This is a genomic window from Gordonia sp. JH63, assembly GCF_009856645.1.
Taxonomy (GTDB): Bacteria; Actinomycetota; Actinomycetes; order Mycobacteriales; family Mycobacteriaceae; genus Gordonia; species Gordonia hongkongensis.
This window is the reverse complement of sequence record NZ_CP047235.1, coordinates 2,728,631-2,753,416: the sequence shown is the minus strand read 5'-3', so window position 1 is coordinate 2,753,416 and position 24,786 is coordinate 2,728,631. Positions and strand designations below refer to the sequence as shown.

General features: G+C 66.6%; 27 protein-coding genes. 16 read left to right on the top strand and 11 right to left on the bottom strand.

The window, feature by feature from the left end; genetic code table 11:
• Window positions 1–3 precede the first annotated feature (3 nt).
• Complete coding sequence (locus GR168_RS12335) at window positions 4–969, bottom strand: ABC transporter ATP-binding protein (protein WP_159370864.1); 966 nt, start codon at window positions 967–969, stop codon at window positions 4–6.
• A gap of 97 nt (window positions 970–1,066) precedes the next feature.
• On the opposite strand from GR168_RS12335, the gene GR168_RS12330 reads away from it, so the two are divergent.
• The 10 genes from GR168_RS12330 (at window position 1,067) to GR168_RS12285 (ending at window position 8,702) form a co-directional block, all read left to right on the top strand.
• Window positions 1,067–1,270 carry a DUF2945 domain-containing protein gene (locus tag GR168_RS12330; protein WP_004018570.1) on the top strand — a complete coding sequence of 68 codons (204 nt, stop codon included), beginning with the start codon at window positions 1,067–1,069 and terminating at the stop codon, window positions 1,268–1,270.
• A 74-nt stretch (window positions 1,271–1,344) separates the two neighbouring features.
• The gene (locus GR168_RS12325; protein WP_137810621.1) at window positions 1,345–1,704 is read left to right on the top strand and encodes a helix-turn-helix transcriptional regulator; all 360 of its coding nucleotides are present in this window, start codon (window positions 1,345–1,347) and stop codon (window positions 1,702–1,704) included.
• On the top strand, window positions 1,701–3,044 hold the full coding sequence (locus GR168_RS12320) for a permease prefix domain 1-containing protein (protein ID WP_058250516.1): 1,344 nt from the start codon (window positions 1,701–1,703) through the stop codon (window positions 3,042–3,044). Before GR168_RS12325 ends, GR168_RS12320 begins: the two co-directional genes overlap by 4 nt.
• A gap of 178 nt (window positions 3,045–3,222) precedes the next feature.
• A complete protein-coding gene (locus GR168_RS12315; RefSeq protein WP_058250515.1) occupies window positions 3,223–3,819 on the top strand; it encodes a sulfite oxidase-like oxidoreductase in 597 nt (198 codons plus the stop codon).
• Window positions 3,816–4,532 carry a ferredoxin reductase gene (locus GR168_RS12310; protein ID WP_068971369.1) on the top strand — a complete coding sequence of 239 codons (717 nt, stop codon included), beginning with the start codon at window positions 3,816–3,818 and terminating at the stop codon, window positions 4,530–4,532. Before GR168_RS12315 ends, GR168_RS12310 begins: the two co-directional genes overlap by 4 nt.
• A 60-nt stretch (window positions 4,533–4,592) precedes the next feature.
• Entirely contained in the window at window positions 4,593–5,069 is a 477-nt protein-coding gene (locus tag GR168_RS12305) for a glutathione peroxidase (protein ID WP_159370863.1), read from the top strand.
• Complete coding sequence (locus GR168_RS12300; RefSeq protein WP_159370862.1) at window positions 5,069–6,001, top strand: DUF1295 domain-containing protein; 933 nt, start codon at window positions 5,069–5,071, stop codon at window positions 5,999–6,001. The genes GR168_RS12305 and GR168_RS12300 overlap by 1 nt, the downstream gene beginning before the upstream one ends.
• Window positions 5,998–7,116, top strand: a complete 1,119-nt coding sequence (locus tag GR168_RS12295) for an FAD-dependent oxidoreductase (RefSeq protein WP_159370861.1) — start codon at window positions 5,998–6,000, stop codon at window positions 7,114–7,116. Before GR168_RS12300 ends, GR168_RS12295 begins: the two co-directional genes overlap by 4 nt.
• Before the next feature lie 55 nt (window positions 7,117–7,171).
• Entirely contained in the window at window positions 7,172–7,897 is a 726-nt protein-coding gene (locus tag GR168_RS12290) for a hypothetical protein (RefSeq protein WP_159370860.1), read from the top strand.
• A gap of 4 nt (window positions 7,898–7,901) precedes the next feature.
• The gene (locus tag GR168_RS12285; RefSeq protein WP_159370859.1) at window positions 7,902–8,702 is read left to right on the top strand and encodes a crotonase/enoyl-CoA hydratase family protein; all 801 of its coding nucleotides are present in this window, start codon (window positions 7,902–7,904) and stop codon (window positions 8,700–8,702) included.
• A 42-nt stretch (window positions 8,703–8,744) separates the two neighbouring features.
• On the opposite strand, the gene fadD5 is transcribed toward GR168_RS12285, so the two are convergent.
• The 4 genes from fadD5 to GR168_RS12265 all read right to left on the bottom strand — a co-directional run bounded on the left by fadD5 (window position 8,745) and on the right by GR168_RS12265 (window position 13,206).
• Window positions 8,745–10,355, bottom strand: a complete 1,611-nt coding sequence (gene fadD5 / locus GR168_RS12280) for a fatty-acid--CoA ligase FadD5 (RefSeq protein ID WP_159370858.1) — start codon at window positions 10,353–10,355, stop codon at window positions 8,745–8,747.
• Window positions 10,356–10,545: 190 nt separating this feature from the next.
• Window positions 10,546–11,781 (bottom strand): DUF6596 domain-containing protein, encoded by a 1,236-nt coding sequence (locus tag GR168_RS12275; RefSeq protein ID WP_159370857.1) that lies wholly within the window; start codon window positions 11,779–11,781, stop codon window positions 10,546–10,548.
• Entirely contained in the window at window positions 11,778–12,155 is a 378-nt protein-coding gene (locus GR168_RS12270; protein ID WP_065630007.1) for a YciI family protein, read from the bottom strand. Before GR168_RS12270 ends, GR168_RS12275 begins: the two co-directional genes overlap by 4 nt.
• 544 nt (window positions 12,156–12,699) lie before the next feature.
• A complete protein-coding gene (locus GR168_RS12265) occupies window positions 12,700–13,206 on the bottom strand; it encodes a M15 family metallopeptidase (RefSeq protein WP_065630008.1) in 507 nt (168 codons plus the stop codon).
• Between the two features lie 103 nt (window positions 13,207–13,309).
• On the opposite strand from GR168_RS12265, the gene GR168_RS12260 reads away from it, so the two are divergent.
• Window positions 13,310–14,485, top strand: coding sequence for a DUF2235 domain-containing protein (locus tag GR168_RS12260; RefSeq protein WP_159371914.1), 1,176 nt, complete (start codon window positions 13,310–13,312; stop codon window positions 14,483–14,485).
• On the opposite strand, the gene GR168_RS12255 is transcribed toward GR168_RS12260, so the two are convergent.
• The 5 genes from GR168_RS12255 to GR168_RS12235 all read right to left on the bottom strand — a co-directional run bounded on the left by GR168_RS12255 (window position 14,486) and on the right by GR168_RS12235 (window position 20,231).
• Window positions 14,486–14,890, bottom strand: a complete 405-nt coding sequence (locus GR168_RS12255; RefSeq protein ID WP_159370856.1) for a VOC family protein — start codon at window positions 14,888–14,890, stop codon at window positions 14,486–14,488.
• Window positions 14,887–15,201 (bottom strand): helix-turn-helix domain-containing protein, encoded by a 315-nt coding sequence (locus GR168_RS12250; RefSeq protein ID WP_203235849.1) that lies wholly within the window; start codon window positions 15,199–15,201, stop codon window positions 14,887–14,889. Before GR168_RS12250 ends, GR168_RS12255 begins: the two co-directional genes overlap by 4 nt.
• 225 nt (window positions 15,202–15,426) lie before the next feature.
• Window positions 15,427–16,149 (bottom strand): ATP-binding cassette domain-containing protein, encoded by a 723-nt coding sequence (locus GR168_RS12245; RefSeq protein ID WP_159370854.1) that lies wholly within the window; start codon window positions 16,147–16,149, stop codon window positions 15,427–15,429.
• The gene (locus GR168_RS12240) at window positions 16,146–18,929 is read right to left on the bottom strand and encodes a branched-chain amino acid ABC transporter permease/ATP-binding protein (RefSeq protein WP_159370853.1); all 2,784 of its coding nucleotides are present in this window, start codon (window positions 18,927–18,929) and stop codon (window positions 16,146–16,148) included. Before GR168_RS12240 ends, GR168_RS12245 begins: the two co-directional genes overlap by 4 nt.
• A 66-nt stretch (window positions 18,930–18,995) precedes the next feature.
• The gene (locus GR168_RS12235) at window positions 18,996–20,231 is read right to left on the bottom strand and encodes an ABC transporter substrate-binding protein (protein WP_159370852.1); all 1,236 of its coding nucleotides are present in this window, start codon (window positions 20,229–20,231) and stop codon (window positions 18,996–18,998) included.
• 356 nt (window positions 20,232–20,587) lie between these two features.
• Between GR168_RS12235 and GR168_RS12230 the strand changes: the two genes are divergently transcribed.
• Complete coding sequence (locus tag GR168_RS12230) at window positions 20,588–21,193, top strand: TetR/AcrR family transcriptional regulator (RefSeq protein ID WP_159370851.1); 606 nt, start codon at window positions 20,588–20,590, stop codon at window positions 21,191–21,193.
• A gap of 3 nt (window positions 21,194–21,196) precedes the next feature.
• On the opposite strand, the gene GR168_RS12225 is transcribed toward GR168_RS12230, so the two are convergent.
• Complete coding sequence (locus GR168_RS12225; RefSeq protein ID WP_159370850.1) at window positions 21,197–21,490, bottom strand: hypothetical protein; 294 nt, start codon at window positions 21,488–21,490, stop codon at window positions 21,197–21,199.
• A gap of 166 nt (window positions 21,491–21,656) precedes the next feature.
• Between GR168_RS12225 and GR168_RS12220 the strand changes: the two genes are divergently transcribed.
• The 4 genes from GR168_RS12220 (at window position 21,657) to GR168_RS12205 (ending at window position 24,701) form a co-directional block, all read left to right on the top strand.
• Window positions 21,657–22,412 (top strand): M23 family metallopeptidase, encoded by a 756-nt coding sequence (locus GR168_RS12220; RefSeq protein ID WP_159370849.1) that lies wholly within the window; start codon window positions 21,657–21,659, stop codon window positions 22,410–22,412.
• 146 nt (window positions 22,413–22,558) lie between these two features.
• Entirely contained in the window at window positions 22,559–23,182 is a 624-nt protein-coding gene (locus GR168_RS12215) for a TetR/AcrR family transcriptional regulator (protein ID WP_159370848.1), read from the top strand.
• A gap of 33 nt (window positions 23,183–23,215) precedes the next feature.
• Window positions 23,216–23,701 (top strand): SRPBCC family protein, encoded by a 486-nt coding sequence (locus tag GR168_RS12210; RefSeq protein ID WP_159370847.1) that lies wholly within the window; start codon window positions 23,216–23,218, stop codon window positions 23,699–23,701.
• A 286-nt stretch (window positions 23,702–23,987) separates the two neighbouring features.
• Window positions 23,988–24,701 (top strand): MFS transporter, encoded by a 714-nt coding sequence (locus tag GR168_RS12205; protein WP_343212989.1) that lies wholly within the window; start codon window positions 23,988–23,990, stop codon window positions 24,699–24,701.
• The last annotated feature ends 85 nt before the right edge of the window (window positions 24,702–24,786 follow it).

Here is a 24,786-nt window from a genome sequence, read left to right as displayed (position 1 = left end):
GCCTCACCGCTCCCCTGCCGGCTGGTCGGCCTTTTCGTAGAGCGACAGGAACAGGCTTTCCAGCGAGGGCGGTTCGACCGTCAGCGACCGCAGGCCGCAGGCGGTCAGCGCTGACATCACCGGACCGATCTGATCCGAGTCCACGGTCGCGCTCAGTCGGAGCCCGCCGGAGTCGTGGTCGTGCGAATCGATATCGTGCACCTCGGCGTTGTGCAGTTGCGCGAGAAGGTCCGGGCTCGGCGCCGAATCCAGTTCGGCGCGAACGGAAGTGCGGGTGTGCCCGCGCAGCTCGGCCAAGGAGCCGGTCGCCACGACGGCCCCGTCGCGGATGATGCTGAGCCGGTCCGCCAGGGTCTCCGCCTCGGCGAGGATGTGACTCGACAGCAGCACGGTGGTACCGCGAGCGGTGGCCTCCCCCACGACCTCCTGGAAGACGTTCTCCATCAACGGGTCCAGGCCCGACGTCGGCTCGTCGAGGATGAGCAGCTCTACGTCCGACGCCAGCGCCGCCACGATCGCGACCTTCTGCCGGTTTCCCTTGGAGTACTGCCGTCCACGTTTGGACGTGTCGAGCTCGAACCTGGAGACCAGGTCGGCCCGGCGCCCCTCGTCGAGTCCGCCGCGCATCGAGCCGAGCAGATCGATCATCTCCCCGCCGGTCATCGTCGGCCACAACGCGACGTCGCCGGGTACGTACGCCAGCCGGCGGTGCAGCTCGACGACGTCACGCCAGGGGTCGCCGCCGAGGAGTCGGACCTCTCCCCCGTCCGCGCGCAACAGACCCAGCAGGACCCGGATCGTCGTCGACTTGCCCGCGCCATTGGGCCCGAGGAAGCCGTGGACCTCCCCTCGCGCGACCTCGAGGTCGAGTCCGCGAAGCGCCTCGAACCTACCGAACGACTTACGCAGACCCCGGACGTCGATGGCGGGCTCGGTTCTCTGCGGGTTCTCGGAACGTTCGACGCTCATGCGTACCTCCGGCTCGACACGACGTGATGATCGTTCCACAGCGACTCTTGCAGCGGAGAAGGTTTGACCGTCGACGCCGTCGGGGCACACTGCCGCCATGGCGATCAAGAAGAACGACACCGTCCGCTGGAACACCTCTCAGGGCGAGACCGAGGGCACTGCGGAAGAGAAGCGCACCAAGGAATTCACCTTCGAGGGGCAGAAGTTCAAGGCCAGCGAGGACGAGCCGTACTGGATCGTCAAGTCGTCGAAGACGGGCTCGAAGGCCGCCCACAAGGAGTCGTCCCTGTCGAAGAAGTAATCGGCACACGCCGGTCCGAGGACTCCTATACCTAGAACTGCTATGCTCCTAGCAGTTCTAGGTATAGGAGTGCTATGTATATCGAGAAGGACTTGGTGGCCGCGTCCGCGACCCCGCTGGTGCTGGGGATTCTCGCCGAGGGCGAGTCGTACGGGTACGCCATCCTCAAGCGGGTCCGAGAGATGTCCGGTGGTCGGATGGAGTGGACCGACGGCATGCTCTATCCCCTTCTGCACCGTTTGGAGCGCGCCGGCCACGTCGAGGCGAGCTGGGGTGCAGCCGACACCGGGCGGCGTCGCAAGCACTACTCGATCACGGCATCGGGGTTGGCCGCGCTCGCCGAGCGGAGGTCGCAGTGGGAGGTCGTGGCCGACGCGCTCGACCAGGTGTGGCGGACGGTCGCCCTGCCGCCGACCGCGGAGGGCCTGGCATGACCGCGGAGACCGAGCTCGAGAGCCAGATCGACCGATGGCGCGGATACGTTCTCCGACACCAAGCCATCGCCACCACCGACGCCGACGAGATGGAAGACCACCTCCGCGGGCAGATCGCCGACCTCGCCGCCGGTGGCCTCGACGACGACGAAGCGTTCCTGGTCGCCGTCAAGCGCATGGGCCGCGTCGATGCGTTGTCGCGTGAGTTCGCCCGCGAGCACTCCGACCGGTTGTGGAAGCAGCTGGTGCTGACCGCGGAACCATCCGGCGATCTGGGCCGACGACGTCACGAACTCGGAGTCGTGATCGGCCTCGTCGTCGCGGCCGCCACGACCGTCCGCGTCGCCGTCGAGGTCATGCCGGAATGGGTGCTCGTCCGCAATGCCGCGTTGCTCGTACTTCCTTTCATGGCACTGTATTTCGGTTGGAAGCGCCGCGTTTCGACGCGAACCGCGCTCACGGTGATCGGTGCATTCGTCGTGACCGGAATCGTCGTCAACGTCTACCCGTTCGTCGACGACGGCACCACCCAGGCCATCGTCGCGATCCACGCGCCGATCGTCCTGTGGTTCCTCATGGGGGTGACCTACGTCGGCGGCCGCTGGACGTCCGGACCGCGTCGGATGGACTTCATCCGGTTCACCGGCGAATGGGTCGTGTATGCAACGCTTCTCGGCCTCGGTGCGGGAGTCCTCACCGGTCTGACCGCGGGGGCATTCGGTGCGCTCGACATCGACGTCGACACCGTGATCTCCCAGTGGCTGGCGCCCATCGCCGCGCCCGGCATCGTGCTGCTGGCGGCATGGCTGGTGGAGGCGAAGCAGAGCGTGGTCGAGAACATCGCACCGGTGTTGACCAAGGTCTTCACGCCCGTCACCGCGGTGATGCTTGTCGTGCTGCTGATCGCGATGGTGACCAGTGGCGACGTCGTGGACGTCGACCGTGAACTGCTAATCCTGGTGGACCTGATCCTTGTGGTCGTGCTCGGCTTGCTGCTGTACGCGATCTCCGCGCGCGATCCGCATCTACGCCCGGAGCTCTTTGACCGCCTGCAGCTGATTCTGGTCGTGACTGCGCTCGCGGTCGACGCGGTGATGCTGACGATCATGGCGTCGCGGATCGCGGAGTTCGGGTTCACGGCCAACAAGACGGTGGCGCTCGGTCTCAATCTCGTCCTGCTGGTGAACTTGTCGTGGGCCGCGTACCTGCTCTTCGGTTTCGTCCGCCGCCGCCGCGGGTTCGATGCGACGGAGCGTTGGCAGACCGACTATCTGCCGGTGTTCGCACTCTGGGCGGCCGCGGTCGTCGTCGTGGTACCGATGCTGTTCGACTTCGCCTGACCGCACCCGGCGCCGGGAGCGAAGCGAGCGGGCCGAATTGATGCCGGCGCCGGGAGCGAAGCGAGCGGGCCGAATTGATGCCGGCGCCGGGAGCGAAGCGAGCGGGCCGAATTGATGCCGGCGCCGGGGAGCGGAGCGAGCGGGCCGAATAGAAGCGAGCCGCGTAGACTCCGCGACCATGGCGATCGTCAACCGAGGGTTCGTGGGGCGCCGCGACCGCGACGCGCGGCGTCTCCCTCCCGGTCAGTACACGACACTCGATTTCCCGGTCCTGTCCGCGGAGCCGACACCCGCGATCGTCCCGAACGACTGGATGCTGGCCGTGCAGTCCGCGGACCACCGGGCCGCCACGTTCACATGGGACCAGTTCCAGGAACTTCCGCACGACGACATCACCACCGACATCCACTGCGTCACACGGTGGTCGAAATTCGACACCCGGTGGCGCGGGGTCTCGTTCGACACTTTGCTGCAGGCGCTGCCGTGGGAACCGGCCCCGTTCGTGATGGCGCACTGCCACGGCGGGTACACCACCAACGTGCCGCTCGCCGACCTCGTCGACGGCCGCGGGTGGATCGCCGACACCTACGACGGCGAACCCCTGTCCGCCGAGCACGGCGGCCCGGCTCGCCTCCTCGTGCCCCACCTGTACTTCTGGAAGAGCGCCAAATGGGTTCGGCGACTTCGCTTCATGGCCGAAGACGCGCCCGGATTCTGGGAGGAACGCGGGTACCACATGTACGGCGACCCCTGGCGCGAACAGCGCTACTCGTGACGACCTGGCATCTCACGACGGTCACCGCGGTCGTCGACCTCACTCCCACCGCGCGAGCGCTGCGCCTCGCCCTCCCTGAAGCAGTGCATGCGTTGCCCGGCCAGCACGTCGACATCCGGTTGACCGCCGAGGACGGCTACTCCACCGCGCGCGCCTACTCGCTGTCCGACGTCCGCGAGACCCGGTCGATCGAGGTGACCGTCGAACGACTCGAGGACGGTGAGGTGTCGCCCTACCTCGTCGACATGGTGGAGGTCGGCGACCCGTTGGAGATCAGCGATCCGCACGGATACTGGTTCACCTGGCCGTCCGGCGACGACCGTCCCGTCCAACTGATCGGCGGTGGCTCCGGGATCGCGCCACTCATGTCGATGATCCGCAGCCGCGAGGTCGAGGCGCCGCAGACCCCCTTCTCCCTCGTGTACTCGGTCCGCAGTCCCGAACGCGTCTACTACCGCGATGAGATCCGGCAGTTGATCGCGCACCGCCGCATGGATGTTCACCTGATCCACACCCGGGTGGCACCCGACGACGCGCCGCGGCCCGCGGGACGTCTCACCGCCGACGAACTCGCCGCGCTGACCATGGATCCGGCCACTTCGCCGACCGTGTTCATCTGCGGTCCGAACCGGTTCGTCGAGAACTGCGCACAGTGGATGGTCGAGGCCGGACACGACCGCACCCGCATCCGGACCGAGCGATTCGGTGAGTGACCCCGGGACGCTTCGACGATTTTCCCAAGCAAGTGCTTGATCGGCACGTAGCGTAGCGGCATGACCTCTGCGTACGACTTCACCGCCACCGGCATCGACGGCGATCCCGTCGAACTCTCGCAGTTCCAGGGCTCTCCCCTGCTCATCGTGAACACCGCCTCGCAGTGCGGGTTCACCCCGCAGTACCGCGGTCTGGAGGCACTGCACCGGGATTACGCCGACAAGGGTCTGCGAGTGCTCGGCTTCCCGTGCGATCAGTTCGGGCACCAGGAGCCGGGCGACGAGGAGGAGATCAAGAACTTCTGCTCGCTGACCTACGACGTGACCTTCCCGATGTTCGCGAAGGTCGATGTGAACGGTCCCGACGCCCACCCGCTGTTCGCGTGGTTGCGGGACCAGAAATCCGGCGTGCTCGGCGGCCGGATCAAATGGAACTTCACCAAGTTCCTCATCGGACGGGACGGGTCCGTCGTCGCGCGATACTCGCCGACGACCAAGCCGGAGAAACTCGCCGGATCCATCGAAGAACAGCTGTGATGGAGACGCCCGTGAGCACCGACAACACCATCAGCCGGACCGGTGCGTTCGTCCGCGTGACGATCGCCTACGTGCTGGCCTTCGCGGTCGCCGCCGCCTGGCTCATCTGGGGTCCGACCACCGATTACCTCTGGCTCGACACCCTGATCGCCGATCTGCTCGCCACCCTCGTGATCTTCGCATTCAGCCGGTTCTACGGGAATTCGAGCTTCTACGACGCGTATTGGAGCGTCGTGCCGCCCGCGCTGTTCATCTACTGGTGGGCCGCCGGCGACGTCGGGATCGACGCGGTGCACTGCTGGGTCATCGCCGTCGTCATCGGCGCCTGGGCGATCCGTCTGACCGCGAACTGGGCGATCGGCTGGCCGGGTCTCCACCACGAGGACTGGCGGTACCCGATGCTGAAGTCCGGGGCCGGACGCGCCGAACTGCCCGTCGACCTGATGGCGATCCATGTGTTCCCCACCATCCAGGTGTTCCTCGGCATGATCCCGATCTACGTCGCGGTCACCCACACCGGCGGCGTCCTTGCTTGGCTGACCGCGGTTGCGGCCGTCGTCGGACTCGCCGCGACGGCGCTCGAGTACGTCGCCGACGGGCAGCTGCGACGGTTCGCCACTCACCGGACACCGCGCGCCGTCCTGGACACCGGCGTGTGGGCGTGGTCGAGGCACCCGAACTACTTCGGCGAGGTCCTGTTCTGGGTGTCGATGGCGCTGTTCGGGCTCGCCGCCTCGCCCGGCGACTGGTGGTGGCTGTTCGTGGGCGCGGTCCTGATGCTGGCGATGTTCCTCGGCGCGAGCATCCCCATGATGGAGAAGCGCAGCCTCGAGCGGCGCCCCGGTTACCAGGACGTCATCGACCGGGTGCCGCGCTTCGTCCCCCGGCCCCCGCGCTCGGCCGCACATCCGCCGGATCAGGTCACTGCGTGAGCCGACCACGCGTCGTCGTCGCCGGTCTCGGTGATTCCGGAGTACTGACCGCGATCCATCTCGCCCCGCATGCCGACGTCGTGGGCATCTCGTCGAAGCCGGGCCTGGTCAGCGGCCAGGAACTCGGGCTGCGGATCAGCCGGCCCGATGCGTGGGCGCGCGACTACCGGATTCCGTTCGGACGCTTCCGGAAACTCGACGGCATCCGGACCGTCCACGGCACACTGACGGGTGCCGACCTCGGTGACCGCACCGTCACCGTCGTCGATGCCAACGGCTCCGAGCGGGTCGAGCGTTTCGACGCGCTGGTCGTCTCCACCGGCGTCCGGAATGGGTTCTGGCGACATCCGGAACTGCAGTCGGAGGCCGACGTCGACGCCGAGTTGCGTTCGGCTCATGCGCGATTCGCTGACGCCGAGACCATCGCGGTGATCGGTGGCGGTGCGGCGGCGGTGAGTGCCGCCGCCAACCTGGCGCAGACCTGGCCGGGCAAGCGAATCGACCTGTATCACCCGGGCGAACGTGCTCTGCCGCAGCATCATCCGCGGACATGGGCCATCGTCCTGGCGCGGTTGCGCCGGCTCGGCGTCGGCGTGCACGGCGGCCATCGTGCGGTCGTGCCCGACGGATTCGCCTGCGACGAGATCACTCCGGGGCCGGTGAGGTTCTCGACGGGGCAGCCGCCGGTGGAGGCCGATGCAGTGCTCTGGGCCATCGGCCGGGTGAGACCGAACACGGACTGGCTTCCGCGAGAGGTGCTCGATCCGTCGGGCTTCGTGCGCGTGACGGCCGAACTGCGCGTACCCGGCGCGGAATTCGTCTATGCGATCGGCGACGTCGCGGCAACCGACGACCTCCGCAGCTCCGCTCGGAATCGTGCCAATCGTCTGCTCGCACACAACATCCGATCCGACCTCACCGGGCGGCCGGGCCGTGTGCGGCGCTACGCTCCCCCACGGCGGCGTTGGGGTTCGGTGCTCGGTGTCCAGGCCGACGGTCTGCAGGTGTTCGCGCCCAACGGGCGCCCGTTCCGATTCCCGGCGTGGTCGGTCGACACGATCCTGCAACCGTGGATCGTCCGTCGCGGAATCTACGGCGGCATCCGGAAGCCGTGAGTGCACGGGGTGTTTTCCGGGCGGACGGGCAGCGGTCCGCGCATACACTCGGCCCATGAGCAACGAACCGTTCTCTGCCAATCCATCCGGACAGCCGCCGACCCCGAGCGGGCCCGGACAGACGCCCTCCGGCGCGTACCCGTCGGGAGCGGTGCCTCCCGCCGCGCCGCCACCGGAAGCCTCCCAGTATTCCGCCGGGACCACGCCCGGCGTCGCGCCGACCGACTCGACGGCCGATGGGACGACCCCGGTCAAACCGACCGCCGCCGAACGCGCGAACTCCGTGGTGAAGAAGGTGGTGATCGGGCTCGTCATCGCCGCGCTGCTCGTCGTCACCTACTTCATCCTCGAGGCGTTCCTGCCGCGCTGGTGGGCCGGTCAGATCGGGCAGCGCGTCGAAGGGTCGTTCAGCCGCGGCATCGGCACCGGCCTCGTTCTCGGCATCGTGTGCACCTTTTTGCCCGTGCTGTTCTTCACGTTGGCGTTCGTCAACCGCAGCCGCATGAAGAACGTCCCGACGATCATGTTCGCCGTTCTCGGCGTGCTCGTCGCGATCCCCAACCTGCTCACCCTCACGGTGGTCGCCGGCGGTGGGAACGGCGCACACGCCGGCGAGCGCATCTTCGACGTCGAAGCGCCCGGCTTTCGCGCCGCCACCGCGTGGGGCGTGATCATCGGTGTCGTTCTGGCAATCGGCGTCGGCTACTTCATCTGGCGCTACCAGCGCCGCGGACGTCAGCTCCGCGAGATCAAACACCCGGCCACAACAGATCGGAAGTAGATACATGACCGAGCAGCGGATCGTCGTGGACATCGACGACGCCGGTGTCGCCACGGCGACGCTCAACCGAGCCGACAAACACAACGCGCTCGATCCGGCGATGTTCGACGCCCTCATCGACGTGACGGGCACCCTCGCCGAGGACAACCGCGTCCGGGCCGTGGTGGTGCACGGTGCGGGCAAGAGTTTCTGTTCCGGCCTGGACGTGTCGAGCCTGGGTCAGGGTGGCGGGGTGAACTCGCTGCTGGAACGAGAACCGGGCGTGCTCGGCAACCACGCGCAGCGGGTGTCGCTGGATTGGGGCCGCATCCCGGCACCGGTGATAGCGGCCATCACCGGCAACTGCTTCGGCGGTGGCCTGCAGATTGCGCTGGGCGCCGACATCCGCTACTCGACCCCCGACGCGCGCCTGTCCATCATGGAGGTCAAATGGGGTCTGGTGCCCGACATGGGCATCACCCAGACGCTCCCGCGACTCGTGTCCGCCGATGTGGCAAAGGAACTCACGTTCACCGGACGCATCGTCGACGGCGCCGAGGCCCAACGACTCGGGCTGATCACCCGCGTCGTCGACGATCCGCTCACCGCCGCACTGGATCTCGCGCACGAGATCGCATCGAAGTCGCCGCACGCGGTCCGTGCCGCCAAGCGTCTCTACGACGAATCGTGGGCGGGCAGGGATCCGGCCGCGGCGCTGATGCTGGAGAGCGAACTCCAGGTCGGACTGATGGGATCCCCCAATCAGATGGAGGCGGTACACGCCGGGATGGCGCGACGCGAAGCGAACTTCGCCGACCCGGAGTGACCGGCTGCCGGCCCGGTACGTGTGCCGGGCCGGCAGCGGATCTCAGTTCTTCAGGCCGGCGTCCTTGCTGCCGTAAGCATCTCGGAGTCGTGGCTTGACGACCTTCCCGCCGGCGTTGCGTGGGAGTTCGTCGATGATCACCAGGTCCTTGGGGTGCTTGAACCGCGCGAGGTTCTCGTTGAGGTGCGGCTCGAGATCGGCGAGGGTGAGGTCCTCGACGCCTTCGGCGAGCACGACCACGGCGACCGGCACCTCGCCCCACTTCTCATCCGCCCGACCGATGATCGCCGCCTCGGTGATGCTCGGATGGCTGAACAGGACGTTCTCGACCTCGGCGCAGTAGATGTTCTCGCCGCCCGAGATGATCATGTCCTTGGCGCGGTCGACGACGTAGAGGAAGCCCTCTTCATCCTGGCGCACCAGGTCGCCCGAGTGGAACCAGCCGCCGCGGAAGGCTTCTGCGGTCGCCTCGGGCTTGTTCCAGTAGCCGATCATCATATTGGGCCCGCGATACACGATCTCGCCGACCTCACCGGGTTTGACGTCGTTCATCAGCGGATCGACGATGCGCGCGGTGACCGCCGGGACGACCTTGCCGATGGAGCCGAGCTTGCGCAGTGCGTCCTTGCCCTCGAGGATCGTCGTCACCGGCGACATCTCGGTCTGACCGAACGCGGTCATGTTGGCGGCCTCCGGGAAGGATTCGTTCATCGCGTTCAGCACGGTGTCCGACGCAGGGGCCGCGCCCCAACTCATCGTGCGCAGCTTGAGCTTCCGGGGACGCGCCTTCTGCGCGGCACACACGGCCTGCCACTGAGCCGGGACCATGAAGACCGACGTGACGCCCTCACGCTCCAGCGTGTCGAGCATGGTGTCGGGATCGAAGGCGCCGAGCGGGTGGAGCACCGCGCGGATCCCGCGGTAGAAGATCGGGGCGAAGCCGCCGATTCCCGCGATGTGGAACAGCGGCGGCACGATCGAGGCGACGTCATCGGAACCGGACTGTGCCCCGGCCGTGGCGATCGTCGTCACCGCCTGCGCCTGGATGTTCTGATGGGTGAGCATGGCGCCCTTGGGTTTTCCCGTGGTGCCCGAGGTGTACATGATGGCGGCGACGGTGTCCTCGGGCACGTCGACCTCCGGCAGGTCCGACGCGCCCTCGGCCAGCAGGGTCTCGAAGTCGAGGTGGTCGGCGTTGTCGCTGCCGTCGACGACGATGATGGTCTCGATCTGACCGGTCGACCCCGCGACCGCGTCCGCGATCGGCGCGAGGAGAGTCTCGGTGACGACGACCTTCGCACCGCTGTCGGTGACGAGGTAGGCGACCTCGGCGGGGCTCATGCGGATGTTGACCGGCACCGGGATGGCGCCGATGAGAGTGGCCCCGAGAATCGCCTCGATGTACTCGGTGCGGTTGAGCAGTGCCATCAGGACCCGATCACCGAACTGGACCCCCCGCCTATGGAGTGCCGCACCGAAGGCGCGCGACCGGTCGTCGAGCTCCTTCCACGTCGTGTTCTTGTCGAGGTAGGTGATCGCCGTGTGGTCCGGGGTCATCATGGCGTGCCGGCGGACCTGGTTGTTCCAGTGATTGCGGCGCGAGCGGTACGGCTCGGTGGTCAGATCGTTCGTGACCTCGGCACTTGCAGTCATGACTGCCTCCATTCGTCGAGCGAGGCTCGACCCGTAGTGAAGCCCTCGATGAGGGTCCGGCCACTGTTGTGTCCCGAGTCACACATCAGGTCGTCCGTGTTGCCAGAATCAGGCATTCCCGCCGTTTGGTGACACCCGGCCGGCGCCACCCTCGACCGTGCGTCGTTTTCCGTCGGGCTCGCGACGATGCCTACTCAACCTCGCGCGCACGTCGTCGCAGATACTTTCGCGCTCGCTCGTCGCCGGTGAGCTCGGCGGCCCGCTCGAAGTGCTTACGCGCCGCGTCGGAGTGCCCGACCCGAACCAGCAGATCTGCCTTCGCCGCGTGGAACGGGCCGAAACCCGCGGCGTCACCGCCCAACTCGTCGAGCAGGCATAGTCCATCTGCGGGAGAACTCGCCCGCCCGACGATCGCAGCGTGGGCGATTCGCGCACCAAGCGTCGGCGCCACGGCCATGAGCGCGGACGACAGCGACTGTAATGCGGCCCAGTCGACGGCACCTGTGCGTGCGCGGTCGGCATGGACGGACTGCATCGCGGCCTCGAGCTGGAACCGACCGTGCGGCCGGCCGAACGCCGATGCGCGTCGAAGCATCGCTTCCCCGTCCCGGATGAGCGCGACATCCCAGGTGGCCGGATCCTGCTCCTCGAGCGGGATGAACGGGCCGGTCCGTGCCGGCGCCCGCGACAACGATAGCGCGATCAGCGAAGCGAGTCCCCACGCCTCCGGTTCGTGGAGCAGCGCGGCGAGCGTTACGGCCAGGTGCAGCGACTCCCCCGCCATTGATTCGACGGTGTCGGGATCGGTCCCGTCGGCGTCGTGCCACGCGATCGCGAAACACCCATAGACCGCTTCCAGCACAGCGGGGAGTCTCTCCGGCATCGCCGCGCGGTCGGGAACGACGAACGGTATCCGGGCGTCGCGGATCCGGCGTTTGGCTCGCACGAGACGCTGCGACATCGTTGCGGGGGCGACCGCGAAGGCGGTGGCGATGTCGGCGGCCTCGAAGCCGAGCACCGACTGCATCATCAGAGGCGTGCGGGCGGCTGCGTCGATGGCCGGATGCGCACAGGTGAACAACAACTCGAGGCGCTTGTCGGGAATGGCGTCGGGGTCTACGTCGTCGAAGGGAGTCACGGTGGTTGCTCCGGGAGAGATGGTGTCGTCGAGGATCTTCGACGTACGGTGCGCCGCCGACTTCCAGACGTCGCGCTGCTGGTTGCGTGCGACCGTGAGCAGCCAGCCTTCCGGGTTCGCGGGTACCCCATCTGACGGCCACGAGGTGAGCGCACGTTCGAAGGCGGTTGCCAGTGCATCCTCCGCGAGCGCGAGATCCCCTGACGCGGCGGCGAGAAGCGCGACCAGCCGCGAATACGACTCGCGGGCAGCATGTTCGGCGGCGGTGTGCGCTTCTCGTCGGGTCATGCGTTGGGTGTCCACGCACCATCGACGGTGTAGGTCGCGCCGGGCCTGATCTCCACGACACCCCACTCGATCGGCGGTGCCTGACGCGCCCACTCGATGGCGGCGTCGAGATCGTCGACATCGATGACGACGGTTCCGCCGAGCTGTTCCTTGGTGTCGGCGAAGGGGCCGTCCTGAACGACGAGCCGGCCGTCGACCTTGCGCAGCGTCGTCGTGACGTCCGAGTGCTGTAGGACTTCGGCACTCACGAGCACGCCGGCGTCTTGGAGGGCCGTCGTGTAGGCGGCGAAGGCGGCTTGTCCCTGAGCGATCGCTTCCTCACCGAGGGTCGACGCGTCCATCTCCGGGTAGTGCAGCAGCAGCGAGTAATGCATGATCTGGCCTTTCGTTCAGCGGGCCGCTCGTCGGTCCGTGTGCAGTGATGACGAGCGTGCCGGACGCCATTCGACACATTCGGCACATCGTTCTTCGATTACCGCTGCCCCTAATCAGAAGGAGCGCATAACCCCTGCTCCCTGATCCGAAGAACCACAAAACCGCTGGTCCGTAGGGTGCAAGCGATGCCCTCCCTCTGCTCCCTGAGGTGCGAGGAGCGCAAGCGACGAGCCACGAAGGGCCCGGCGAGACAAGTTGCCACACCCTTCGTGGCTCGCTTCGCTCGCACCTCAGGGAGCATTCCTTTGGGACGTTCACGACTGTTTTATTGGTCACGATGGCCGCCAGGCCGCAGATATTGAGGAGGCCCGGAGCTTGCGGAGGGCCGTCTCCCCCCGTTCCCTGAGGAGGCCCGGAGCTTGCGGAGGGCCGTGTCCCCCCGCTCCCTGAGGAGCCCGCAGTTTGCGGAAGCAGCCCCCTTCGCTCCCTGAGGAGGCCCGGAGCTTGCGGAGGGCCGTCACGAAGGGTCATCGAACAGGGCCATCACGAACGGCCAAGCCGGTCAGCGCGGGCCGCGGCATCGGGCCACATCGCAGGGCACGGAAGACCGGGTACCGTCGCGAGCTCGAAGTGCCACCACTCGTTGGCGAAGGTTCGGCAAAGACCCCAGCGGTAACCGGTTCGTTCGAGCCAAGCGGCGCCTTCCCGAGGGCCGACGTCGATGGCGTGGCCGCTCACATGTGGCGACTCCTCCGCCGGCAGGACCCACCGCCGAGCAGCTTCCGGGCTGCCATAGGTCGCGATCGCATCGCGCCACATCTGACGCTGCTCCGCGTCTGTCCGCTTACCGGACGTGATCCACAACGAGACCCCCTGTGCGCGTGCGCTGTTAGACGCCTGCTGGTAGGCCGTCGCCAGCGCAGGATCGAGGCCGGCGGTGGGCGGCGCGGCATTCGCCGGCACGCCGCCGAGTCCGGATAGCAGCAGGGCCCCGAGTACGGCGGTACAGATGACCGTGATTCGACGGGCCGCGATGTCGATGAACCTCATGACCGCAGTAAACCGTACGACCGACGCCTATCGCATCGAACCATCGGAGCTACTACCGTTTACTGCGGGTGGGCCGCGTGCGAGCCTGTGGAGGGTCGGAAAAATGAAGAAGCGTCTGGTGGTGTGCTGCGACGGCACGTGGAAGTCGTCGAAGGACCCCCGAATTTCGAATGTCGAGAAGATAGCCCGAGCCGTCACCACCGATGCCGACGACGGCGCTGTCCAGTTGGTCCATTACGTCAACGGCGTGGGAACCGGGTCGGGCTGGTCCGACCGCGTCATCGGCGGGGCGTTCGGTCGCGGCCTCGATGCCAACCTGATCGATGCCTACCGATTCCTCGCCCTGAACTACGAGCCCGGCGATGAGATCTTCGGGTTCAGTCGCGGCGCGTACACCGCGAGGAGTCTCGGGGGCATGATCTGGCACATCGGCCTTGTCACCCCGCTCGAACTCGCGCAGCACCCGACCGAGAACCTGTTCGAAACAGTCCTGCGGTACTACCGGATGAAGCGGAAGGATCGTCCGGCGAAGACCCCAGGCGCCCCGGTGCCGGTCAAGTTCATCGGGGTCTTCGACACCGTCGGCGCCCTCGGCGTTCCCGGCATCACCCGCGTCAAGCACAAGTTCCACGACGTGAAGCTCGGCAAGAACGTCGCGGTGGCCAGGCAGGCGCTCGCCATCGACGAACGTCGGCTGACATTCGATCCCTGTGTCTGGGAAGTCGACAAGGCAGATGAGGGCGAGATCGACGTCAAACAGGTGTGGTTCGAAAGGGTCCACTCCGACATCGGCGGTGGTCTGGCGGTCACTGAACCCTCGGAACTGAGTCTGTCCTGGATGGTGCGCGAGGCGGAACTTGCCGGCCTGCAGTTCTGCTACAAGCGATTCACGCCTATCAGCTTCCCCATCGACCCGTCGAACGAGAAGTACGCGACCAACAAGTCGATGAACGCCGCGTACCGCATCGTCAACATCTTCAAGCTCGCGTTCGGCCCGCTGCGGATGCGCGGAGAAACCGTGCGTCACAAGGGTCAGTCGCGATTGCTCGAGGCGAACAAGAATGATCCAGCAAGGCCGCTGTACATAGCCGCGCCCGCGCTCACTCGGTGGACTGACGACATCGGGTCACGCAAGAAGAGGGCGACGAACATCGGCGCGTGGGAAGAGCTGATCAAGGACCTATCGGTCCGCGCGGTCGACATTCCTCCGCTCGAGGCGCCGGTGACTACCCGACAACCGGCATCCCCCGGGTCTGAGTCGCTGCTTCCACAGCAATAGTCACTGCGGGGCAACGTCTTTCGTCGCAGCGATCTGGATGAGGTTTCCACACGTGTCGTCGAAGACCGCGACGACCGCAGGTCCGATATCGGTCGGTTCCTGGGTGAACTTTACGCCGAGGCCGCGTAGCCGCTCGTACTCGGCCTGCACATCGTCGACGGCGAACTGCGCCAACGGGATTCCGTCTTCGATGAGCGCGTCCCGGTAGGGCTTGACTGCGGGGTGGCCAGACGGTTCGAGAAGGAGTTCCATCCCCTCGGGATCTTGCGGGGAGACCACCGTCAACCACCACGTGTTCTCGCCCATCGGAATGTCATGGCGGGTCGTGAATCCGAGTATCTCGGTGTAGAACTCGTGTGCCTTGCGCTGGTCGTCGACGACGACAGACATCAGTGTCATTCTCATGGGAGGTCCTTTCGAGGGGCAGGCCACCGCTCGGCGATCTCGCCTAGCGGTGTGGGGTCGAAGAAGTGGAATTTGGAGCGTCCGCGTTTCTCGGTGTGGACCAGTCCGGCCGTCTCCAGCACGCCGAGATGCTGCGAGATCGCTTGTCGGCTCAGGTTGAGCCCACGCCGAGACGTGAGACGACCGCAGATCTCGAACAACGTCTGGCCGTCCCGTTCGACCAGCTCGTCGAGGATTGCTCGCCTCGTCGAGTCATCGAGTGCATGGAACACGTCGGCCACACCTGACAATAGGCAAGTCGTTACTTGCATGTCAATGGTGGACGCCGCGCTCGCCATTGCTCCCCGAGCCGCAAGAGCGACCCCCACCGCTCCCTGCGGTGTCCACCCCTTGCCCCCTGAGGTGCGAGGAGCGCGAGCGACGAGCCTCGAAGGGCTGGTGAGGCGCCTCGCGATGCCCTTCGTGGTTCGTCGCTATCGCTCCTCACACCTCAGGGAGCAAAGGGAGGCGGGAGTAGGGACGGCAACTCCCTGACGCTAGTGAGCAGCACTCCCGAGGTACGCCTCCTCGATCCGCCCGATGTCACCGGCAAGCGAGGCCGCGGAGTCCGCGAGAGCGATGTCGCCGTGGACCAGCACCACCGCCCGATCCGCGATCCCGAGCGCCAACCGAACATGCTGTTCGACGAGAACCACCGCGGTGCCCTCGGTGTCGGCGACATCCCGCAGGACGGGCAGGATCGATTCGACGACGATGGGTGCGAGTCCCATGCTCAGTTCGTCGATCAGCAGCACTTTCGGCTGCTGCAAAAGCGCACGCCCGATCGCGAGCATCTGCTGCTCTCCCCCGGACAGCTCGCCCGCTGCGACCTTGAGCCGTGCGCGGAGGGCCGGGAAGTGGTCGAGTACCCGGTCGACGGCGTCGGTCCGAGCCGCCCCGCGTCGGCGAATGGCCAGCTGGAGGTTCTGCCGTGTCGTCAGTTGTTTGAACAGCGACCGGTCGTCCGGAACCAGGACGAGTCCGGCACGCACGGCCGCACGCGCATCCCCTGACCGAACTGCGTGACCGCCGACGCTGACCTTGCCGTCGAGTCGCGGCAGCAGACCGGCAAGGGTGGTGAGCAGCGTCGTCTTTCCTGCCCCGTTCGGTCCGAGGAGAGCGACGATCTCCCCTGCTTCGACGGACAGATCGAGGCCGTGGACGCAGGCTTTGCCGCGCGAGTACCCGGCGTCGAGACCGCGGCATTCGAGGACTGTCACGGTGTCATCTCCTTGGTCGTCGAATGTGTCTCGGAGACAGCGCTGTCCGGTGGCGAAGAATCCTCGGACCCCGCGACCGCCGACGACGGCGTGCCGAGGTAGGCGTTGACGACTGCCGGTGAGCGTCGGATCTCGTCCGGGGTGCCTTCGGCGATGACGGCTCCGAGGTCGAGGACGATGACCCGGTCGCACAGGCTCAGTACGAGATCCATGTCGTGGTCGACGAGGACCATGGAAACCCCGTGTGCCCGTGCGGCCCGCAACCTGTCGCCCAGCCATCGACTTTCGGTGCTGTCGAGTCCGGCGGCCGGCTCGTCGAGCAGCGCAACTTCCGGCTGGCCGGCGAGTACGCGAGCTACCGCGACGAGCTGACGCTGACCTTGCGAGAGATCAGCGGCCACAACATCACTGAGGTGGCTGATCTCCAGCATCCGTAGGACGTCGCGGACGTTCTCGGCTGTATCTCCCGGCGCACGGCGCGCGGCGATCGCCAGGTTCTCGGCGACCGACAGCTCACCGTAGAGCTCGATGTCCTGGAAGGTTCGGCCGAGTCCTTCACGGCTACGCCGATGTGGTGCAAGGCCGTTGAGGGTCGTGCCGCCGAGAGTCACTGTTCCGGACGATGCCGCGAAACCGCTGATCGCGTCGATGAGGGTCGTCTTGCCGGCGCCGTTGGGTCCGATGAGGCCGACGATCTCGCCGGAGCGGAGGTCGAAGCTGACGCCATCGACGGCGGTCACCGCCCCGTAGCGCACCGTGACGTCGCGAGCCGAGAGCAGAACCTTGCCGCTGGGCGGTGTGACCGGCGTAGACGGAGCGGCCTGAGCGTCGTCGTGAGCCGATTGGGGTGCACGACGTCGAGCCGGCATCGAGATCTTGTGCAGATACCCGATCACGCCGTCGGGACTCGTGACGACGGTGAGCACCAGCAGAATTCCGCTGACCAGCATGTAGTAGTCGCCGAACGACGCGTACTTGTCCGCAGCGAAGTACATCAGCCCACCAGGCGCGATGATGCCGGCGAGGACGGCCCCGGAGATCGAGGTGACGCCGGCGATGTAGAAGACCGCGAACAGCCCGATGCCGGCGAAGACGGCGTAACTACCGGCAGTCGCGAGGGTCTGCTGGTACGCCAGCAGCGATCCGCCCAGTCCGGCGAGGAACGATGCGATAGCGAAGGCGATGAGTTTGGTTGCGCCGACGTTGATCCCGGCTGCAGCTGCGGATCGCTCGTTGGCACGCACGGCCAGCATCGACGCGCCGAGCCCACTACGACGCAGAGCCGCCACCCCGTACGCCACCAGAGTCAGAACCACGAGGCACAGGATGCCGAAGGCGATCCGCGGATATCCCTCGCCCGCACCAATTCCCAGGTCGATGCCGAAGATCGACGGGGATTCGACGGGCGCACCCTGCAATCCGCCGTTGAGCGACGGGTTGCGGAACCAGAACGCCTCGCAGAACACGGCGAGAGCGAGCGTCGCGACCATGAGCGGTAACCCGCGCACCCGAAGAGCGGGCAGACCGACGATCACGCCGATGACCATCGCCGCGCAGGCTGCGAGCAGCGGGGCGAGCGGGAACGGGATGTTGAGGTCGTTGGTGAGTCGGCTGAGCGCGTAGGCGCCGACGCCGGCGAGCGTCAGTTGCGCCAGTGACACCTGGCCCGCGTACCCGGTGACGACGACCTGGGACAGCGCGATGATGGCGTAGATCATCGTGGCGATCACGGCGAGCCGGAGACTGCCGGAGGTGGTGACGAGTGCCAGTACCGCGACGACGACACCGACGATGCCGGGGATCACCAGACGGTTCGGACGCGGTGACCGGCCGAGGTCGTTGCGGGTGACCGCGCCACGGCCCGGCAATGGACGCCCGCGGATGAGGAGAAAGCCGATGATGAGGATCAGCGGGACCGCTTCGGCCACACCGGCGTCGGGCATCCAGTCCCAGGTGGTCTGGAGTTTCGTGGCCTCGGACTGCAGCATGCCGATGACGAGTCCGGCGCCGACCGTGATCGAGATCGCGGCGAAATTGCCGACCAGCGCCGCCGCGAGGGCCGGCACGATGAACATCGTGTAGGCCACGGGATTGAGTGGAACGATCGGGGCGATGAGCACGCCGCCGAGTCCGGCGGTGGCCGACGACAACGCCCAGTTGGCGACCGCGATCCGGTCCGGTGAGAGGCCGGTGACGAGTGCACCCTTCTCGGATTCCGCGGCCGCCTCGGTCGCCACGCCGAAGCGGGTGTAGCGCAACACGAGTCCCGCGCAGATCGCGAGTCCGACGATGACCACGGCCAACATCAGACGGTCCGTCGGAACGGCACTGGAGCCGATCGTGAATGTGTCGACCTTGAAGATGGGTCCGACGCTGGGCGCGTTCTCGCCGACCCGCAGCGCGATGAGCGCCTGGATGACCAGCATCAGACCGATCGCAGCGACCGCCTTGGCCAGCGCCGGGGCGGCCCGCATCGGGCGGAACACCAGTAGGTAGAGGAGAACACCGAGGATCGCGGCGACGACCACGGAGATGAGCAGCGCTGCAGCGACTCCCAGTTCGGAGCCGAGTGAGATGGTCGCCGGGAAGCCTGGGATGGGGTTGAGGAGTTCCCCCTGGCGCAGAAAGGCGTACGTGTAGGCGGCGTACAGCGCCACCGCGCCGGTCGCGAAGTTGACGACGCCGGAACTCTTGAACGTCATCACCAGCGCGAGGCCGAGTGCGGCGAAGACGGCTCCGTTGCCGAGGCCGAGGACCAGGAAGGCGAGATGGTCGGTCATGGAACTCCCACTGGGAAGTGAGGGGATCGGGGGCCGCGCGGACGCGACCCCCGATCTGGAGAAGAACTAGTTGTTGGTGACGACGGTGTTGTCGAGCTTGGCGTCGGCGGTCACGTCACTGACCAGGATCGCCTTGCTGCACAGCGACGTCAGCGGCGGGAAGGCCTTGCCGTCGCAGGTGAAGGTGATGCCGGGGGCGGCCGGGAGCGGGACGTTTTTGGCCTGTGACAGTGCGGTGGTGAACGTCTGAGCGTCGACGGTGCCCTCGAGACCGTTCAGCTCGCCGAGCGCAGTCATGACCTGGTAGCCGATGTAGGCGAGGCCGGCCGGGTCGGTGTCGGGCGCGTATTGCGCCATGACGCTGCGGTATTGGGTGACGCTCGGGTCGTCGGAACTGAGGTTGACCGTGGTGAACGCCTTGGCGCCGGAGACCGCGTCGTTGCCGACGGCGTCGAGGACGGGCTTGTCGAGGCAGCTGGCGATGAGGTACTTCGAAGCGTCGGGGGCGACGGTCTGCAGCGTCTTGAGGACCGAGATGCACTGGCGGGTGTCGCCGAGGATGCTGACCGCATCCGGGTTGTCGGCGAGACCCGCGGTGATCTGCGGTGTCAGGTCGGCGGCGCCGACCGGCACGGTGACGACGTTCAGCGCGACGCCGGCACGCTGGAACATCGGATCGCCCAGTGCTTTCACCGACGCGGCCGCGTCACCGGAGTCACCGATGATCAGGGTGACCTTCTTGAGTCCGTCCTTGGCGGCGGTCGCGGCCTGTCCCGCGAGGACCGCCACGATGCCGCCGGAGAGCATGAACGAGCCGGGGGTCGCCATCTCCGCTTGTGACACCGGAGCCTGTGCGACGAACGGGATCTTGGCGCCGGCGATGATCGGCAGCATGACCGCACCCTGCGCGCCCAGCGGCGAGACCACGACCGAAACCTGCTGCTCCACCATCTGATTCGCGCACTTGGTGGCCGAGGCGGGCTCTTCCTGCTGCTTGCACACCACCAGTTCGATCTGGTGACCGCCGATGCCGCCGCCGTTGTTGTTCAGGTATTCGACGGCGGCTTCGCTGCCCTCGCGCACCATCGGCGTGGTCACCGCACCGCCCTCGGGGACGATCAGGCCGACCTTGACCGGGTCGCCGGTGGCCGGGTTGCTGGGGAGCTGGCTGGTCTCGCCGGCGGTGGAGCTCTCCGAGCTGTCGTCGGCGCAGGCCGTCAGCGCTCCGAGCGCGAGCACCCCCGAACAGCCGATCACCGTCGCGGTCCGAAGCACACGCCTGAGTGCACTGGGTGATTTCATGCGATCCCCTTCGATCGTGATTCGACAAGTCGCCGCCCCGCTGCGGAGACGGACGAAATGTCGGGTTTGCTGACTCGGTGCCGACTGTAACCTGCAGGTCGCGGTCGTCAGTTGGATTCGAAATATTCTGTCCTGCAATGAGTCTCGGCTCGGTTGACGGCCGGTGCGCATGGCAGCACAAGTCGTCGGTCCGGCGCCGGAAGATCCCCCCGCGGTCGACTCGCGTGACGTCGTCTGATGGATCGACGACCTCACACCGGACTCAGAGCAAAAAGTTAGACGCCCATCCAAACTTTGGGGGCGGAATGCAAGAATTGGTCGGTCGGGGTCGCCCCGCCCACACGGAAGGCACCACTGTGACCGAAGCTCCGGCCATGGGCCGGCGGGAACGCAACAAGCAGCAGACGCGCGAACGCCTGCTGATCGCTGCGCGTGAACTGCTCGCCTCCGAGGGGAGCGCCGCGACGGTCGAGTCGATCGCTGAGCGCGCCGAGGTGTCGCGGGCCACGTTCTTCAACTACTTCCCGAGCAAAGACGACCTGCTCACCGATTTGTACGCCCAGCTGATGGGGACGTTTTCGCATGTCGTCGACGCGATGCTCGGCAAGCCGCTGAGTACGTACGAGCGCGTGGTGGGTGTGTTCGTCGACTTCGCGCGGTCGTCGGTCGCCGACCCGGACTACATGCGGACGGTGACCAGCGAGATCGAACGGATCTCGTCGATGTCGGGGACACTCGGCGAACGCAGCCACGTGTTCACCTCAGAGGTGCTGCGGCTCATCGAGCGCGGCGTCGAACAGCAGGATGTACGGACCGATCATCCGCCGGAGTTCCTCGCCCAGATGGTCGCGGCGATCTATGTGTCGAGCATGCGGTACTGGCAGATCGATCCCGGCTTCGAGGTGAGCGAGAGCTTCGAACGTGCCGGCCGATACGCCGCGGAGTCGCTGCTGCCGCGGTAGCGCTTATCGGTCTTGGTCGTCGGGTCGCGCGACGTGGGTCTCCCAGCGTTCGCGACGTTCGTCGTCGGTCTGCTCCCACCATGGGGTGCCGCGCTCTCCCAGCGCGACCTTCGCCGCCTGGACGCCCTGGCGTGACTCCGGCGCGCCCTTCGTGCGCTTCACGTCTCGACGCCACGCCATGAGGATCGACTGCAATTCGGACCGCCGCTCGTCGGGGATCAGCGGATCCGTCGCCCGCCACTTGCGGCCGTTCACGATGATGTGGTGGCCGTCCGGGGTGTGCTCGGGCTCGGGCATGTTTCCAAGGTGCCATGCCGTTGTGCCGCCTTGTGTGACCGGGATCTCGTTTGGGGTCTCACCTGGAGCTTTGCGGCAGTCCTGGGCTGACTCTCAGTGTCTGCTTATGTCAGGGAAGGTAACTTCGCCGTGTCCTTGCCGATACCGAACTGTTACCCAATCTGAGATGGACAACGCTTTGCCTCTTCACCGACTGAACACCGACTCTTCGACGCGCCCCGCCACTCGCGCCCTGCTCGACTCGACCAGGCGCACCCGGCGGGCTGGCCGCCATCGTGCCACGTCGCACTCCACCGCCCGCACGGCCCTGCGCACGGGCGCGTTCGCCGCGTTCGTCGGTGCGGTCGGCCTGAGTGCCGGCACAGCCGCGCAGGCAGCGGCGCAGCCCGCTCCCCCGCCTGCGCCGAAGATCGCGCTTCCCGAGAACGTGAAGCTGCCGGCCGGCCTGGTCCTGCCGCCCGAGATCGACGATCTCGCTCGCGACGTCCTGCCGCCGTCGGTGTTCGGTCCGGGCAGCTCTGACCTCCCCGGGATCAAGAAGGCAGTGAAGCCGGTCAGCGGCACCGTGACCTCGGGCTACGGCCCGCGCTGGGGCACCCACCACAACGGAGTCGACATCGCCAACAAGATCGGAACGCCCATCTACGCCGTGACCGACGGCGTCGTCCTCGAGTCCGGCCCGGCCTCCGGCTTCGGCCAGTGGGTCCGCGTGAAGCAGGACGACGGCACCGTCGGCGTCTTCGGGCATGTCAACGAGAGCTTCGTCCACCCCGGCCAGCAGGTGCGCGCCGGTCAGAAGATCGCCACCGTCGGCAACCGCGGCCAGTCCACCGGCCCCCACCTCCATTACGAGGTCTGGGATGCCAACGGCACCAAAATCAATCCGCAGGCCTGGCTCAACAAGCGCGGCGTTCACCCGTGACGGTAGTGCGCCTGGTTTGACATCGATCCCCACCGACAGCGTCGGTGGGGATCGTTTTATGTGCTGGGGCGATAGTCGACGGAGTTTGCCACCGGTTCTCACGCAACGCCCTTGTCTGTCTACGTGTGCGGCTATACCCTGTAGCTATGGCTACGGGGTATAGCACTAGTCGGCGAACCGAGCGTCGTCAGATCACCATCGACGAGGCCATCCGGCATGCCCGCGACATCATGGCCGAGAACGGGGCCGGCGCGGTGTCCATCTCCGAGGTGGCTCGTCGGATGCGACTTCGACCTCCCTCGCTGTACAAGTACTTTCCGTCGCTGAATGCGTTGTACGACAGCCTTTTCGAGACTGGCAATCGTGAGCTGTCCCGCTATGTCGACGCGGCCCGCGAGAACCATGCCCCGGGGCTCGACCGACTCCTCGAGCAGTCGCGTGCGATCGTCCGTTGGTCCATGCTCGAGCCAGGCCTGGCTGCGCTGCTGTTCTGGCGCCCGGTGCCGGGATTTGAGCCGAGCGAGGCGGCGTTCGCGCCCGCTGTCGCGATAGTGGACCAGGCCCGCGAGGATCTGGCGACCGCCGTCGCACAACGTGAGCTGAGCCCGGCGGCCGATTCGATAGAAGCCTTCAGATTGCTGACCGCTGTCGTATCGGGCATCGGTTCTCAGCAGATGTCGAACGAGCCGGGCACCACTTATGAGTCAGGCATCTTCACGCAGCTACTCGACGACGCCCTGCAGATGTGGGTGCGCCACTACTCGCCCTGAGGCGGCCTCGGGGCACTCAGGAAAGGAACTGTCATGCGGCAAGAACTCACGAGCGACTCGGTTTCGCGGCACATCGACGCGAGTCCCGATGAACTGTACGACATCGTCTCCGACGTCACGCGCACGCCCGAATTGTCCTCGGAGATCGCCCATGTCGAGTGGCTGGACGGCGCCACCGGCCCCGCTGTGGGCGCCCGATTCCGTGCCCGGAACAGCGTTGGCCGTGGACCCGACTGGCACAACAAACCGGTTGTCACCGTGGCAGACCGCGGGCGCGAATTCACCTTCGAACGCACGGAGAAGATCGCCGGCACGCTTCGGTGGAGCTACCGATTCGAGCCTGAGCAAGGCGGCACCTTGGTCACCGAGTCGTACGAGGTGACCCGACCGCTGAGCTTGTTCGGGTGGTTCGTGATCGGGCCGGTTTATGGACTCAAGGATCGGAAGTCCGACCTGCGAGCGGGCATGACGGACACGCTCGAACGACTCGCGAAAGTGGTTCATCGGCAGCGGGTTTGAGGGAGAGTTAGCTGAAATCGGTTCGGCTCACGTCCGAGCACACGCCCTCTCTTAGCCCCCCTCCTCAAACTAACGCCCACAATGGTCGCTCCTTGTGCGGCTATTGCGAACGAACCACGGCGATCGTCCGCCGTCCGAATCCACGGCGATCTGCTGACCCCCACGTCGATCGGCGTCCTGGCGCCCAATCGTGCTGGTGCCAGCTGTTACGCCCTGGGATTCTCCGCCGTGAAGCTGGCGTATCCCGTTCCTGCTCGCACTCCCGCTCGCCTCGATCTGTCTCCGCGTGCGCGTGAAGCTCGAGGACACGCCGGAATTCGAGGAGATGGCCGAGAGCCAGGACGTCGCCACGAGCCCACTGTCCGACGTCGTGCGCAATAGCCCGAAGTCGGTGCTCAAGGTGGTTGGCATCGCGATCGCCATGAACGGCTCGGGCTATATCGGATTGATGTACTTCAACGCCTACCTGATCAACGACCTCGGCTTCGGCAAGGTCGCCGTCCACCGGACGTCGGCGATCGCCATTGTTCTGGCGTGTGCCACGATCCCGATCAGCGGGATGATGGCCGACTGCTTCGGACGACGACCCGTTCTGTTCGTCGGGTGCATCGCCTACATCGTGATCGCATTCCCGGTCTTCATCATCGTTGGTGCCACCGGCAGCATCGTGGTTGTCGGACTGGTCTGCTTCGTGTACATGACGCTCAACGGCGTGGTGCCGGTGCTCGCGTCCGCTGTTCACCGAACTGTTCCCCCGGGCCACCCGCTACACGGGCGTCTCGCTGGGGTTCAACATCGGCACCATCGCCGCGGGCGGGACCGCGCCTTATGTGGCGGCTCAGCTCGTCGAATCGACCGGCAACGCCATGTCACCGGCCTACTGGGTCGTCGGTGTCTGCCTGATTGGAACGGTCACGTTGGTCGCCATTCTGGAGACCAGCAAGTCTGCGCTTCCTTGCGTAGGCGGGGCCTTGGCTCAAAGTTGCAGCCGGCGAGGTAGGTTCGTGCCTCGCCGGTTGGTGTGCGATCAGTCGGGACCAAGATGCGTGAGGAAGTCCCGCGATCGAGTCGTCATCGGCCACCGA

Coding starts and splice junctions, on each gene's coding strand:
- GR168_RS12215 (WP_159370848.1), top strand. CDS start 22,559: ATGGCTACGGGGTATAGCACTAGTCGGCGAACCGAGCGTCGTCAGATC.
- GR168_RS12225 (WP_159370850.1), bottom strand. CDS start 21,490: ATGCCCGAGCCCGAGCACACCCCGGACGGCCACCACATCATCGTGAAC.
- GR168_RS12320 (WP_058250516.1), top strand. CDS start 1,701: ATGACCGCGGAGACCGAGCTCGAGAGCCAGATCGACCGATGGCGCGGA.
- GR168_RS12315 (WP_058250515.1), top strand. CDS start 3,223: ATGGCGATCGTCAACCGAGGGTTCGTGGGGCGCCGCGACCGCGACGCG.
- GR168_RS12325 (WP_137810621.1), top strand. CDS start 1,345: ATGTATATCGAGAAGGACTTGGTGGCCGCGTCCGCGACCCCGCTGGTG.
- GR168_RS12235 (WP_159370852.1), bottom strand. CDS start 20,231: ATGAAATCACCCAGTGCACTCAGGCGTGTGCTTCGGACCGCGACGGTG.
- fadD5 (WP_159370858.1), bottom strand. CDS start 10,355: ATGACTGCAAGTGCCGAGGTCACGAACGATCTGACCACCGAGCCGTAC.
- GR168_RS12240 (WP_159370853.1), bottom strand. CDS start 18,929: ATGACCGACCATCTCGCCTTCCTGGTCCTCGGCCTCGGCAACGGAGCC.
- GR168_RS12250 (WP_203235849.1), bottom strand. CDS start 15,201: ATGCAAGTAACGACTTGCCTATTGTCAGGTGTGGCCGACGTGTTCCAT.
- GR168_RS12265 (WP_065630008.1), bottom strand. CDS start 13,206: ATGAGGTTCATCGACATCGCGGCCCGTCGAATCACGGTCATCTGTACC.
- GR168_RS12210 (WP_159370847.1), top strand. CDS start 23,216: ATGCGGCAAGAACTCACGAGCGACTCGGTTTCGCGGCACATCGACGCG.
- GR168_RS12290 (WP_159370860.1), top strand. CDS start 7,172: ATGAGCAACGAACCGTTCTCTGCCAATCCATCCGGACAGCCGCCGACC.
- GR168_RS12305 (WP_159370863.1), top strand. CDS start 4,593: ATGACCTCTGCGTACGACTTCACCGCCACCGGCATCGACGGCGATCCC.
- GR168_RS12330 (WP_004018570.1), top strand. CDS start 1,067: ATGGCGATCAAGAAGAACGACACCGTCCGCTGGAACACCTCTCAGGGC.
- GR168_RS12260 (WP_159371914.1), top strand. CDS start 13,310: ATGAAGAAGCGTCTGGTGGTGTGCTGCGACGGCACGTGGAAGTCGTCG.
- GR168_RS12285 (WP_159370859.1), top strand. CDS start 7,902: ATGACCGAGCAGCGGATCGTCGTGGACATCGACGACGCCGGTGTCGCC.
- GR168_RS12270 (WP_065630007.1), bottom strand. CDS start 12,155: ATGCATTACTCGCTGCTGCTGCACTACCCGGAGATGGACGCGTCGACC.
- GR168_RS12275 (WP_159370857.1), bottom strand. CDS start 11,781: ATGACCCGACGAGAAGCGCACACCGCCGCCGAACATGCTGCCCGCGAG.
- GR168_RS12335 (WP_159370864.1), bottom strand. CDS start 969: ATGAGCGTCGAACGTTCCGAGAACCCGCAGAGAACCGAGCCCGCCATC.
- GR168_RS12220 (WP_159370849.1), top strand. CDS start 21,657: ATGGACAACGCTTTGCCTCTTCACCGACTGAACACCGACTCTTCGACG.
- GR168_RS12300 (WP_159370862.1), top strand. CDS start 5,069: ATGGAGACGCCCGTGAGCACCGACAACACCATCAGCCGGACCGGTGCG.
- GR168_RS12255 (WP_159370856.1), bottom strand. CDS start 14,890: ATGAGAATGACACTGATGTCTGTCGTCGTCGACGACCAGCGCAAGGCA.